The following is a 13178-nucleotide window of genomic DNA, read 5'->3' as shown; positions in this document are numbered from 1 at the left end:
GATCTGCTACTGGAAGGTCGCGTGACGTGCCTCACCCGCAGAAATTGCAGCGCACAGCTTCTGAGGACATTGACGATAAGCTTCTGTCCCTGCTGGCAAAAAACTCGCGGCAGACAAACCAGTCTTTGTCGGAAAGACTCGGGCTCGCACCATCCACCTGCCTTGCGCGAATCAAGGCGCTCAAGGAATCAGGAGTCATAAAACGCTTTACGATCGAAGTGGATCCCGAGGCCATGGGGATGCCCCTTCAAGCCTTGGTCAGCGTCCGGCTTCGCCCAGGTGCCCGACACCTGATGAATGCATTCGGCAACGAACTGCGGGACTTACCCGAGATCAAGCAGTTCTTCGTCCTCGGTGGCGCCGACGATTTCCTGATCCATATCACCGGGAGAAACACTGAGCACATCCGCCAGTTTGTCCTCGAACATCTGTCGTCGAACCCTGCTGTAGCTGGCACCCAAACAAACCTGGTATTTGAACACGGACGGGGAACAACATCGGGGCTGTAAAGGATTTCCCCACGGCGGCCACTTTTGAATGCTGAGGTGGGCTCGCTCCGGCTGCCAAAACGTGCTCGATGCCCTGTACCAAAGGGTGGCTTTCTGGCCATGTTTCACCGCAACAACCCTCCTGCTTTACCCCCAGAAAGCGCCAGTACTCCAGGTCCCGACTGGTCGCCGAATCTTCAAGCCTATGCACACCGAGCCGGGTGGGCACGAAGTCAAAAATGTTTGGTGGAGGATGTATGTACCGGAAGTTGGAAACGGGCACCAATCCGGACCTTGTGGGGAAGGGTAACTGCTAGTGAAAAGTGACGCGGGAGAACCTGCATGTGGCAAGTGAAGACTGAGGATCCTATGGGACATTCCCTTACCTTGAGGACAGTCCTGTCCTTGGACGCTCTGAAGAACGGAGCACCAGAGGTACTCGTGGGAAACGAGTGGTTGGACAGAGAAGTTCGATGGGTGCACGTGGCCGAAAGTCGTGACATCGCAGGCGCGCTAAGGGGAGGGGAGCTGCTTATTTCGGAAGGGCACATGTTCTCTACCGAAGCAGATGATCGTCGTTTTATCAGGCAGGTATCTGAAAGAGGTGTAGCTGGCCTCATCATTGAGTTAGGTTCGGTCCTTGCGACCATCCCGCGGCATGTAGTCGATGAGGCCCGCAAACAAGAGGTTGTTCTCATCGCGCTACATGTCCATGTGGCCTTTGTGGAAGTCACGGAAGCTGTACACCGCAGGTTGATCAGTGAAAGCTTCTCAGCCCTTGACGCCTTACAGAGGTTTCAAGACATGCTGTTGGATCGTCTCCTTGCCGGTGCGGAGATACCCGAGCTCCTAAGGCTCCTTTCGGATGAGTTGAGTAACCCCGTCGTCTTGGAGAGGGGGTCCGGGGGATTTCTTGGGAAATCCATGGCTGGGTTCACCGAACAGCAATTGACCGCGGTTTGGGAGAGCATTCAGCGAGATCTCCCCTCTGCCCCCGAGATAATCCAGAAAGAGGTTAGGCTGGGGGACGCGCCAGCTGGCCGCCTTATCGCCCTAGGACTTGGCGGGGAGTTCTCGCCTCAAGATAGGTTGGTTCTTGAGCGGTCCGCATCGTTGCTTAGTCTCGCGCTCACAAGTGACGAGCAACTTCTAATCCGTCCTGGCGGAGGTCCAAAGGGGTTCCTCTCTGCGGTTCTGAACGGAAACATGCCTCCTTACATTGCAAAAAGCAGGGCATCATCCGTCGGCTTTGATGCGCCAGTGCTCCTGCCTTTGGCTGCCCGCATGGCAAGGCACAGGCGTGCTCGCCCAGTGTCTGTTGAGGATCAGTTGTGGCAGTCCGTTTGGCGTGACGTGATCAGTGAGTTAAAGAACCGCCACATACCTGCAATCGTGGAACTGGACACTTCCGGCGACACTATCTTGGTGGTACTTGGCATTAAGGACACAGACCGACGCGCTGAAGCCGCTGACCGTTTAGCCCTGTTTTTGGGATCGGCCGCTGAGCGCTACTTTGATAAAGCCGACAGCGCCGTCCTCTGTGTGGCCGGGGCAGTGCATACCTGGCATGCCGTCGCCCACGGGCTAGGGACGGCGATCGATGCTCTTGACGGTGCCGTTCATGTTCCGCACCGGCCCTGGCACGATGCTACTGACCTTGATATCGACCGACTTCTGTGGAGCCTACGAAATAATCCCGAAGTGGCTCGCTTCGCGCGGTTGAAGCTCGAGAAACTTATCAATTATGACCGTGAGCGCCGGACGCAGCTCGTTCAAACCTTGCAGGTATTCATCGAGCTGAGCGGGCAGAAAGCAGAAACGGCGCGAGTTCTCCATTTGGAACGACAATCCCTGTACCTTCGCTTAGAGCGAATCGAAGAGCAACTCGGTGTAGACCTCGCTGACGCCGACACCCGGCTTGGATTACACCTAGCGCTAAGGATGTTGCCGTACCTGGGTCTCGCTCCCGCAGGTACAGACACCGGCACGACAGCCGATCCGCATTGACAGAGTATGAGGCTGACCGGGCCAACGGTTGACAGATCGCATGTAGGTCCATAATTCAGGACACCGGAAAATGATTAGCGCCACGTCAATTTTTTGGAGGATCCATATTATGAATTTGCACCACCTAGACGATCTCGAAACAGGATCCGGAACTGCGAAGGACCCTTCGGGGGCTGCCCTCGTCGATGCAGTGGTAATTGGAGCCGGCCTCGGAGGGCTTTACGCCGTTAAACGATTGCGAGCAGACGGCCTGTCCGTGCAGGGCTTTGAGTCTGCTGCCGGAGTGGGAGGTGTCTGGCTCCACAATTCATACCCGGGGGCTCGAGTTGATATCGAAGCGTACTACTACAGCTACCTTGACCCTGAATTCTATAAAGCCTGGAAGTGGGTGGAGCGGTACCCTTCCCAGCCCGAGATCCTGGCTTACCTAAGAGAATATGCTCGGTTTTACGACTTGGAAAAGCATTTCCAGTTCTCGGCGAGGGCAGAGAAGGTTCATTGGGATATGACTGCGCAGCGCTGGTTGGTAGAGGCAAACGGGAGCCAGCCTGTTTTGGCACGACATGTTGTACTCGCAAGCGGACAACTCTCAAAGTCGCGTCCGATTCCCTTTCCCGGTTCAGAAAATTTCCAAGGGCAGTGGCTCGAGACGTCACACTGGCCTTCAGAACCTGTAGATCTCACGGGCAAGAGAGTCGCCGTCATTGGTACGGGATCCTCCGGAGTGCAGGTAGCAACCGAAGTTGCCAAGGTTGCAGAATCTCTGCATGTTTTCCAGAGGACTCCAAACTACGTCGTACCTTCTCAGAATGGGCCAATCGACCAGGAACTTTACGCAAAGTTCGCAAACAACGTGGAGGTCCTCAAGGAATCGGTCATGAACACTGGCGCGGCCTATATAGCACCCGCCAGCGAAAAGCCGGCAAGGGAGCTCACGGACGAAGAAGTGAACGAGCGACTCCAACAGCAGTGGGAGTTTGGCGGTCTGGCCCTTACCTTCGCATTCCCAGACCAGCGCACAGATCCTGCCGTCAACGAGAAGGTTTCGACCTTTGTACGGGAGAAGATCAGGGAACAGATCAACGATCCTGCTCTCGCCGATCGACTCGAACCGGCAAACTACCCGATCGGAACACGTCGGCTCTGCGTCTGCAGCGACTACTACGCCATTTATAACCGGCCGAATGTAACTCTCGTCGATGCGCGAGATGAGTCGATCGTGGCCGTCACGGAGGATGGGGTTAGAACTTCTCACCGTGAGCTGAAATTTGACGTGATCATCTCAGCGCTTGGCTTTGATGCCTTCACGGGAGCTCTCGATTCCTTGGATATCAGAAACTCGAATAACGAGCATCCTGCGGACTACTGGAAGGAGGGTCCTAGCGCCTATCTCGGCCTGATGCAGAGCGGCTTTCCCAATCTTCATATCCTGACGGGGCCGGGCAGCCCTTCGGTGCTTGTGAACTTCAACGTGCACAACGTCGTGCATGTGGACTTTGTGGCTGATCTCATCGCATACATGAAGAGCAACGGATTGGTGACGGTCGAAGCTTCACCGGATGCCCAGGCGTTTTGGCGTGAACATAGTCAGGAGATTGCCGACAACCTACTTCGAAAAAAGGTTGACAACTATATGGTGCATGTAAACGAGGACGGGAGCCGTTTCTTTGTTCCTTATTCTGGTGGGTGGAAAAACTACGTTGGAATTCTGAAGGAAGTTCAAGGCAATGGATTCAATGGATTTGAGTTTGACTCACGCATTTCCGACCAAGAATCCGCAGTTGCGTATCTAAATGAGTCTTGGGTCAACGTGCCGATGTCAGCAAAGTAGATGGATTCCATTCCTCAGCGGCACGGTCGGCAATGCCGCCAAGCCAACTGGGCCAAACCACAAACCGGCGAGCACCACGCGCCCGACACAGTCGTTGATTGCTCGGGTAGGGTTGGGCTCTGATTTTCCACGGGGGACCGCAAGCTCCGGTGGCGTGAGGACCGGAAAGTTCTATCGGATGCAGTCCTGCCTCGAGGAGCAGCGCAGATCCGGAGTAGCCGCTTGTGGCGCACTCAGGGAAAGGCGGCAGCAAATAAGCCATTGTTCAGACCGGAGGCTCCGACAGGGCGCCTGGCATCTAGGGTGTGGATGGCCCGACAATCAAATTCGCGAGCCAGAGAGTCACGGAAGAACCTATCCAAGTACTTGATAGAAGTTGAGGCCTTGCGGGAGCGGAAGTGCACTAGCCTTCCTTCCCCGCAAGGCCTCGGCTTTGTCGGTGTGGGAAGGTGTCGGTGGCCGTATTTCGGAACCCAAGCAAAGCAGCGTACTCCCGGCGACGGCGTCGGCCTGGGGGACGGGACTTGACGAAGCGTCATCCCAAGAGGCCGAAAACCGTACATCACGGGCAGATACATTGAGAGCGGATACTCGCATGATTGATTCATGCTTACACTAAACGACCAGAAGGCAGTTGCACAGGATAGGGAGCATGTGCTCCATGGCTTTTCCTCGCTGCGGCCACGGAATTCCGGCCCGATCTTCACATCGGGCAGCGGCGGCACACATCTGGTTGATGTGGATGGCCAGCTCTGGCTCGACGCTGCAGGAGGCCAGGCTAACGTTGCCCTGGGTTACGGTCGTACAGACATTCCCGATGCAGTTGCAACAGCTCTCAAACAATTGAGCTACGGTACGCACTTCTATCATTCTCGCGGTCATGTCTTTTCCTCCGAACTGGGGGAACGGCTTGCTGGAGTCACCCCCGCTGGGATTGGCCACTTCTTCTATACCGTGGGTGGGTCTGATGCTGTAGAGACAGTCATCAGGCTAATCAGGTACACCAATGTGAAATCGGGCCAGGCTTCGAAACAACACATAATCGGCCGATGGAACTCTTATCACGGAGTCTCCTACGCCGCAGGTAGTTTGACGGGCAATTCGGCTCTGTGGGAGCAGCTTGTAACGACGCTGCCTGGCTTCTCACACATTCCCCAGCCGTCCCCGTCCGACAACAACCCGGCCGAAGCTTTGGAGCAGGAAATTCTGCGCCTCGGACCCGAGAATGTTGCAGCGTTTATGGCTGAACCCATCTCAACACCTCACGGTATTGTTGCCCCCCCTGAGGGCTATTGGGCCGCAATTCGTGCGATTTGCGATCGCTATGATGTGCTCTTGGTGCTGGATGAAGTCCTGACAGGTATTGGCCGAACCGGGGAAATGTTTGGTGCCAACCTCTTCGACGTGGTGCCAGATCTGATGACTATCTCCAAGGCCCTGACCGCCGGCTACTTCCCGCTGGGTGCCGTTGGCGTCGGTGATCGGATGCTGAAGAGACTCTCCAGCATCGATGTCCCCTTTATCCATGGCTTTACCGGTGGAGGTCACCCAGGAGCCTGTGCAGCGGCCATCAAAACGCTGGACATTTTCGAAGAAGAAAAGGTTCTCGAGCAGTGCCGTACCGGATCCGCCTACTTTCTGAAGCGCCTGCACGAGCTTGCCAGTCAAACGGAAGCAGTTTCCGCCTCGACTGTACGTGGGATCGGAATGATGCTTGCTTTCGACTTTGACTCCGAGACGGTCAATACGGATTTCGGGAAGGCCTTCCACAGGATCGCCGTAGAAGAGCGCCTCCTGCTGCGTACATATCGTAGTGACCAGACCGTTGGCTTCCTTCCGGCACTCGTTACGAGCTCAATCGAAGTTGATGAAATCATTGGCCGCCTCACGACCGTGCTCGATCGCACCGCTGAAGAGACTGGTCAGAAGTAGAAAAAAGCTACCGCGGATGTCCGCTACTGATTGTGTAGACGTGCAACTCGGCTCTACAGCTACAGGAAGCAACTATGAAAATTTTGGTACTTGCAAAAGAAGTTCCCGATACTTGGAGTTCTCGGACGCTGGACCCCGTGACAGGTTGGCTGGATCGTGCAGCTGCCGAGCCGGTGTTGGATGAAATCAACGAACGCGCGCTCGAACACGCTCTGATCTATCGTGAGTCCGGTGCTGAGGCGGAAATCATAGTCCTAACGGTAGGACCAGCCTCTGCAGAGCCATCGGTGCGCAAGCTTCTAGCCATGGGCGCAGATTCGGCAGTGATCATATCTGACGAGGATATTGCCGGCTCCGATGCATTGAGGACCAGCCAGATCCTTGCCAAGGCGATAGCAAAAATCGGTCCAGATTTCGTGCTCGCCGGAACTGAGTCGACCGACGGAGCCAGCGGTGTTGTTCCTTCGATGCTCGCTGAACTCCTCGCATGGCCGATACTGCCGTCCTTGGCGACTTTGAAGATCCTGGCCCACCAGGCCTCCGGAGATCTATGCGTGGAAGGAGAGGTTCTCTCTCTGCGCGCCGAGTACCCGGCTATTGCCTCCGTGACGGAACAGTCGGCCGAGCCCCGCTTCCCTAGTTTCAAAGGAACCAAGCAAGCCAAGAAGAAGACGGTGGAAATTTGGAACCTGACGGACCTCGGCGTTGATGTTCCACAGGCCTCATCGACGATGGTTTCTGCTGCCCAACGTCCGATGCGCCAAGCAGGTGTGAAGTTGTCCGAAGACGAAGACGAAGCCGCAGTTGCGGAACTCGTTGAGTTCCTTGCGACGAAACAGCTGATCTAAACAGCATCAGTTAGAGGGGCCACTTCACCACTGGAAGGACAATCACGATGACAAATATTTTGACTTACTTGGAAACCACCGAAGATGGTGACCTCAAGAGCAGCACGCGGGGTCTGCTCGCAGCCGCTGCCGAGGCAGGCACACCTCAAGCGCTCGTGCTCGTTGGCGCCAACTCTGACCATGACAAGCTTGTAACCCGTCTGGGTGCTTTGGGCGTGGCTACCGTCTATTTTACAGAACGGAGCGGTGCCGGTTTTGGTGTTGCTGAACTTGCGGCTTTGGCAGAGGCAATTGCCCAGGGCAGCCCGAGAGCAGTACTGCTACCAAACACTCCTGACTCCCGTTCGATTGCCGGACGTCTTGCGGTGCGTATTGGCGGATCGGTCGCCGCGGATGTGGTGGGGCTCGAATATGACTCTGAGGGCAATGAGGTCATCGCCCGCCATTCAGTCTTTGGCGGTGACTACACCACGGAGTCTGCCGTGGACGGTGGTTTGATGATCGCCACTGTCAGATGGGGCGCATTTGATGCGACGCTTCCTGCAGTCGAAGAGCCCCGGGCCGTGCGGCTTGAAGTAGACGCCACTGGAACTAGCGCGGCCGAAATCACAAGAGTCGAACGAGCCCATTCAGTCTCGGATCGCCCACCGCTTCGCGTTGCCAGGACAGTCGTGTCGGGCGGGCGAGGACTGGGATCCCCCGAAAACTTCTCCCTCGTGGAGAGTCTTGCCGATGCACTTGACGCAGGCTTGGGTGCGTCAAGGGCGGCAGTGGATGACGGCTACGTGCCGCAGGAATACCAGGTAGGGCAAACTGGCGTTAAGGTCACCCCGCAGCTGTACGTGGCAGTAGGTATTTCAGGGGCTATCCAGCATCGTGCAGGGATGCAGACCTCCAAATATATCGTCGCGATTAATAAGGACCCTGATGCCCCAATTTTCGAGTTTGCAGATTTCGGGATCGTCGGAGATCTATTTACCGTAGTGCCGCAGCTGACAGCTGCGATACAGCAGCGCCGCTCAGCGTGACAGAAAGGCCCGCGAGATGAATGATGATGCGCCGAGCATGGAGAGGCGAAGGCAACGAATGGGCGGGGCACCAGCCCCGACAATTCAAGCCGGCAGAACTCCAGGGCAAGCCGGGACTGACACAGGTTCTTCCAACGCTGCACCTTCAGATAGCAGGCCCGTTCGGCGCAGCCGCATGGCTCCAACAATTGCGCAGCGACCAAGCCAAGAGGCGGCTGCGACCCCTAACACGGCAACGCCAACAACCACCAACGGGGTACGAGCGCCACGGCGGAACGTGCCTTGGAAGCGCCACCTCCTTACCTTGGTCTGCGTTTTGACCCTTGCTACTGTGACGATATTCATCGCACGGTCTTTGTCCCGACTCCCCGAGGTCCAGGGATTTCTTGCGGAGTTCCCTGGCACTCCAACAATGCCCAATAATGCTCCGGTTGGACTGCCCGTGTGGATGGGGTGGCAGCACTTTCTCAACATGTTCTTTATCGCTTTGATAGTTCGCACAGGCCTGCAGGTACGGCATGAGAAAAAAGCTCCTGCATACTTCACGGCTAAAAAGGGCTCTCTGTTCTCGCCTAAAGGCGCGACGCCGAAGAAGATAAGCTTGTCCCAGTGGATCCATCAGGTTCTGGATCTACTGTGGGTACTGAATGGGGCCATTTTCATCGTGCTGCTGGTCGCGACCTCTCAGTGGATGAGGATTGTGCCCACTAATCTGGATATATTTCCGAATGCTCTCTCAGCGGCCCTCCAGTATGCGTCCCTGGATTGGCCTGCAGAGAACGGATGGCAGCACTACAACGCACTGCAGATGCTCGCGTACGCAGCCACCGTGTTCATTGCCGCTCCCTTGGCGGTACTTTCCGGAATCCGGTTGTCGACCTGGTGGCCCGATGAGAGGAAGAACCTGTCGAAGCTGTATACGGTCAAGTTCGCACGTGCTATCCACTATCCGGTGATGCTCTACTTCGTTCTTTTTACGCTTGTGCATGTTCTTCTCGTTTTTCTGACAGGTGCGCTGAGGAACCTGAATCACATGTACACATCCCGTGATGCCACGGATTGGCTAGGTCTTGGTGTCTTCTTAGTGTCTCTCCTAGTCGTCTGTGGCGGTTGGATTCTGATTCGTCCCCTCTTCACACGCCCTGTCGCCCGCCACTTTGGAACTTTGACCAAGTAGAGCGGGGCAGCGATAACATTTCCGAATCCAGCCTGTCGACCGTCGCGGGATTATTCGCGTGATAGTTGGATACATGCAACGCAGAGAACAGCACACCGCAACAAATCAACAATGGCCTAATAGCGCTCAACATAGCAGTAACACTGCTTATTGCAATTAGGTCAGAAAGGTACGTGATCCAGATGGATCCGCGACATAGCATTCTTTTCGAGCCACTACAGATCGGGCCGAAAACTCTTCCTAACAGGTTCTATCAGGTGCCCCATTGCTCGGGCTTTGGAACCATCAAGCCAAAGTCCCAGGCCGCCCTGCGAGGTATCAAGGCTGAAGGCGGGTGGGGAGCAGTCAGTACCGAAGAGTGCTCGATCCATCCTGAATCAGATCAGTTCCCCCATGTGCTGGCGCGGCTTTGGGATGATGGTGACATCGCGAATCTTTCGCTGATGTGCGAAAAAGCCCATGAGGAGGGTGCACTCGCCGGAGTAGAGCTGTGGTACGGGGGCAATAACCCCCTGAACATGGAATCCCGCGCCGTCTCGCGGGGTCCTTCCTCAGTAGTTCACGAAGTTCACCACAATGCTCCGACTGTGGAAATGGATAAAGGTGATATCGAGGAAGTACAAACCTTTTACGTTCAAGCAGCCGAACGGGCTCGTAAGGCCGGATTCGACATAGTCATAATCTATGGCGGCCACGACGGACTGCTCGAGCAGTTTATGTCCCCATTGAGTAATCAGAGAAATGATGAGTACGGCGGATCTCCTGAGAATCGCGCTCGATTTTTCCGTGAGGTCGTCACTAAGGTGCATGATGCCGTAGGCGAAGACCTTGCCATCTCTGTCCGGTTGACCGCTGACTCCCTCCGAGGGCCAGACGGCATCGAATTGGAACGTGACGTTATTCCCTTCATCCGCGCCTGCGATGACGTAGTCGATCTGTGGGACATATATATCGGCGGGTTCGACTGGGGGGATGACGCAAATCCGTCCCGCTTCTTCTCGCCTGGGAGGTCCCTTGACTGGGTAAAGCGCGTCAAGGAGGTCAGTCGGAAGCCGGTAGTGGGGGTAGGGCGTTTTACCGATCCGGATCAGATGGTCAAGGCGATCAAAGAAGGCGCACTGGACGTCATTGGGGCAGCGCGCCCGTCTATCGCAGATCCGTTCCTTCCCAATAAGATCAGGGAAGGGCGCCTAGAGGACATCCGGGAGTGCATCGGCTGCAACGTGTGTGTAGCCCGATTTGAAGTCGGTGGCCCCTCAATTGTCTGTACCCAGAACGCTACGGCAGGAGAAGAGTACCGCCGCGGCTGGCACCCGGAAATATTTACGCGGGCGAAAAACGCTGAAAACGATGTGCTCGTCGTGGGGGCAGGACCCGCAGGAATGGAATGTGCCAGGGTTCTCGGCGAACGGGGAATGAACAACGTTCACCTGGTAGATGACGCCGAGGAGATGGGCGGCCACCTGAATTGGTTGACACGGCTCCCCGGGCTGAGCGAGTGGAACCGAGTTACCGAATACCGAATGATTCAGCTAAAGAAGCTGAAAAATGTAACGTACATTCCAAACACCCGGTTGACGGCTGAGGAAATTGTCAATTACGGTGCGGGAATAGTTGTTCTTGCCACCGGATCTCGTTGGTCGTCCACGGGAATCGGCCCAGTCTCCAGAAATGGCATTCCCGGCGCCGATGCGACCATGCCAGACGTGTTGACACCCGAACAGATCATGGTGGAGGGCAAAAAAGTACCCGGCAACCGCGTGGTTATCATCGACCACGACGGGTACCACGTCGCTGCCTCTCTTGCGGACAAGCTTTCTGCGGAGGGCAAGAAAGTCACCATCCTTACGCACCTTTCCCAGTTGGCACCGCTGACGGATCTCACTCTTGAATCCACCTTCCTTCGCAGGAAGCTTCATTCGCAGGGCGTACGACACGTTACTTCTGTGGTCCCAACACGTTATGAGAAGGGCGGCGTGTGGGCGCATTACGCGTATGCCTCGCCCGAGGAGGCCGAGCTCTATGAAGCAGATGCATGTGTCCTAGTTACACAGCGACTGCCAAACGACTCCCTTTATCGCTCTATCCAGAGTGAGTACGGTGAGGCAGGGCTCGCTGAAGAGGATGTCCACGGGCTGTACCGAATCGGCGACGCATTGGCGCCGCGCGTAATTGCGGAGGCCGTATTCGACGGGCACCGCCTTGCCCGGGAAATTGACAGCGACAACCCCGCCATCGCTCTTCCGTATAAGCGTGAAAGAGCCCTACTAAGCATTCGTGACCTCAAGAACGGAGTCCTAACACCATGAACCCTAGCAACAGAGCCCCCAGCATCCTCCGACTCACTCAACCCTGGGTCAACGGACGATTCATAGAACCGCACTCAGAAAACTACTCCCAGCGCTTTAGCCCGGTGGACGGTAGCCGGCTGCCGGATATCGTTGCTGCTGACGATCAGGACGTCGACAATGCCGTAGCCGTCGCGCGGCGCACCTATGAATCCGGAATCTGGAGTTCGCTTAAGCCGCGAGACCGTAAACGAATCTTGAAGAGGTTCGCCGCACTGATCCTGAGCAACAAGGATGAACTGGCAACTCTCCAGACCCTGGACATGGGTAAGCCCATCGCGGAGGCATGCTGGGAGGCGGAATACAGTGCTGAAGTCATGGAGTGGTTTGCGGAGGCCATAGACCACATCTATGGTGAGGTTGCTCCCTTGGGTGAAGACGCCCATGGCATTCTCACGAGAGAACCTGTCGGTGTGGGGGCTGCCATTACACCCTGGAACTTCCCGCTGCTCATGCCAATGATCAAGATCGCCCCTGCCCTGGCAAGTGGCAATAGCCTGGTGCTCAAGCCAGCCGAGCAGTCACCTCTTTGCTCCCTCCGCCTGGCCGAAATCGCTGCCGAGGCGGGCGTGCCGGATGGTGTCCTGAATGTGCTGCCCGGTCGCGGTTCGGTCGTAGGAAAGGCTCTCGCCCTTCATAAAGATGTTGATGCCCTGGGTTTCACAGGTTCAACCGATGTCGGCAGGATGCTTATGCGCTATTCTGCTGACTCGAATCTCAAGAAGGTGCAGCTGGAGTTGGGTGGTAAGTCACCCGGCATCATTTTTGCGGATACGGAAGATCCAGTCGCCGCCGCTAGAGTGACTGCTACCAGCACCTTCGGTAACGCTGGTCAAATGTGCGATGCCACTACGCGCATCCTTGTCCATGAGTCCATAGCTGACGAAGTCATCGAGGGGTTGGCAGCTGCAACAGATCAATGGACCCCAGGTGACCCCTTCGACGAAGGCACCACGCTTGGGTCCATCGTTGACGAAACCCAGATGGAGCGCATTCTCGGATACATCGAAGACGGCAAAGCCGAGGGTGCCTCGCTGGTCCACGGCGGCAAGCGCGTCCGAGAAAGCACGGGCGGTTTTTATATAGAACCGACGGTCTTTGCCGAGGTCGACAACAACATGAAGATCGCCCGTCAGGAAATTTTTGGGCCTGTCGCCTCGGTAATCACCTTCAAGACCGACGAAGAAGCGTTGCGTCTGGCTAACGACAGCGACTATGGCCTGGCAGCCACGGTCTGGACCTCCGACATTCGAAAGGCCCATCGAGTTGCCCGCGGGCTTAATGTCGGCGCAGTTGTGGTGAACGGAGACGAGAAATTCGATCTCACCCTGACCCATGGCGGCAGCAAGTTGTCCGGGTCTGGGCGAGACTACTCACATCATGCCTTTGACACCTGGACGCAACTCAAGAGCACTTACTTCAACCTGGAGTAGAGCTCCACCAGTTCGTCACTGCGGCTCACCAGATCGAATGATCTGAGCCTCCAGCTGATACACCCTGCTTTGAACGGCTTGGTGTA

Annotated in this window: 9 protein-coding genes; all 9 read left to right on the top strand. The window is 56.1% G+C overall.

Annotation, left to right across the window (positions count from 1 at the left end):
- Positions 1-26: 26 nt before the first annotated feature.
- The 9 genes from AC5RVZ_RS07985 to AC5RVZ_RS07945 all read left to right on the top strand — a co-directional run bounded on the left by AC5RVZ_RS07985 (position 27) and on the right by AC5RVZ_RS07945 (position 13092).
- A complete protein-coding gene (locus AC5RVZ_RS07985) occupies positions 27-509 on the top strand; it encodes an Lrp/AsnC family transcriptional regulator (RefSeq protein ID WP_494065224.1) in 483 nt (160 codons plus the stop codon).
- Between the two features lie 384 nt (positions 510-893).
- Positions 894-2495, top strand: coding sequence for a PucR family transcriptional regulator (locus tag AC5RVZ_RS07980; protein WP_494065223.1), 1602 nt, complete (start codon positions 894-896; stop codon positions 2493-2495).
- Positions 2496-2604: 109 nt separating this feature from the next.
- A complete protein-coding gene (locus tag AC5RVZ_RS07975; protein WP_494065222.1) occupies positions 2605-4326 on the top strand; it encodes a flavin-containing monooxygenase in 1722 nt (573 codons plus the stop codon).
- Between the two features lie 606 nt (positions 4327-4932).
- The gene (locus tag AC5RVZ_RS07970; RefSeq protein WP_494065221.1) at positions 4933-6258 is read left to right on the top strand and encodes an aminotransferase family protein; all 1326 of its coding nucleotides are present in this window, start codon (positions 4933-4935) and stop codon (positions 6256-6258) included.
- A 74-nt stretch (positions 6259-6332) separates the two neighbouring features.
- Entirely contained in the window at positions 6333-7106 is a 774-nt protein-coding gene (locus tag AC5RVZ_RS07965; RefSeq protein WP_494065220.1) for an electron transfer flavoprotein subunit beta/FixA family protein, read from the top strand.
- A gap of 47 nt (positions 7107-7153) precedes the next feature.
- Entirely contained in the window at positions 7154-8134 is a 981-nt protein-coding gene (locus AC5RVZ_RS07960; protein WP_494065219.1) for an electron transfer flavoprotein subunit alpha/FixB family protein, read from the top strand.
- A 331-nt stretch (positions 8135-8465) separates the two neighbouring features.
- On the top strand, positions 8466-9311 hold the full coding sequence (locus AC5RVZ_RS07955) for a cytochrome b/b6 domain-containing protein (protein ID WP_494065218.1): 846 nt from the start codon (positions 8466-8468) through the stop codon (positions 9309-9311).
- A gap of 182 nt (positions 9312-9493) precedes the next feature.
- Complete coding sequence (locus AC5RVZ_RS07950; RefSeq protein WP_494065510.1) at positions 9494-11620, top strand: oxidoreductase; 2127 nt, start codon at positions 9494-9496, stop codon at positions 11618-11620.
- The gene (locus tag AC5RVZ_RS07945) at positions 11617-13092 is read left to right on the top strand and encodes an aldehyde dehydrogenase family protein (RefSeq protein WP_494065217.1); all 1476 of its coding nucleotides are present in this window, start codon (positions 11617-11619) and stop codon (positions 13090-13092) included. Before AC5RVZ_RS07950 ends, AC5RVZ_RS07945 begins: the two co-directional genes overlap by 4 nt.
- Positions 13093-13178 lie beyond the last annotated feature (86 nt).

It is taken from the genome of Arthrobacter sp. Cza30 (genome assembly GCF_059090765.1).
The sequence above is the reverse complement of the archived record's forward strand: the minus strand, read 5'-3'. Positions and strand labels throughout refer to the sequence as shown.

Excerpts from the sequence above, each read along its gene's own strand:
- AC5RVZ_RS07975 (WP_494065222.1), top strand. The coding sequence starts at position 2,605 with ATGAATTTGCACCACCTAGACGATCTCGAAACAGGATCCGGAACTGCG.
- AC5RVZ_RS07970 (WP_494065221.1), top strand. The coding sequence starts at position 4,933 with ATGCTTACACTAAACGACCAGAAGGCAGTTGCACAGGATAGGGAGCAT.
- AC5RVZ_RS07965 (WP_494065220.1), top strand. The coding sequence starts at position 6,333 with ATGAAAATTTTGGTACTTGCAAAAGAAGTTCCCGATACTTGGAGTTCT.
- AC5RVZ_RS07960 (WP_494065219.1), top strand. The coding sequence starts at position 7,154 with ATGACAAATATTTTGACTTACTTGGAAACCACCGAAGATGGTGACCTC.
- AC5RVZ_RS07950 (WP_494065510.1), top strand. The coding sequence starts at position 9,494 with ATGGATCCGCGACATAGCATTCTTTTCGAGCCACTACAGATCGGGCCG.
- AC5RVZ_RS07945 (WP_494065217.1), top strand. The coding sequence starts at position 11,617 with ATGAACCCTAGCAACAGAGCCCCCAGCATCCTCCGACTCACTCAACCC.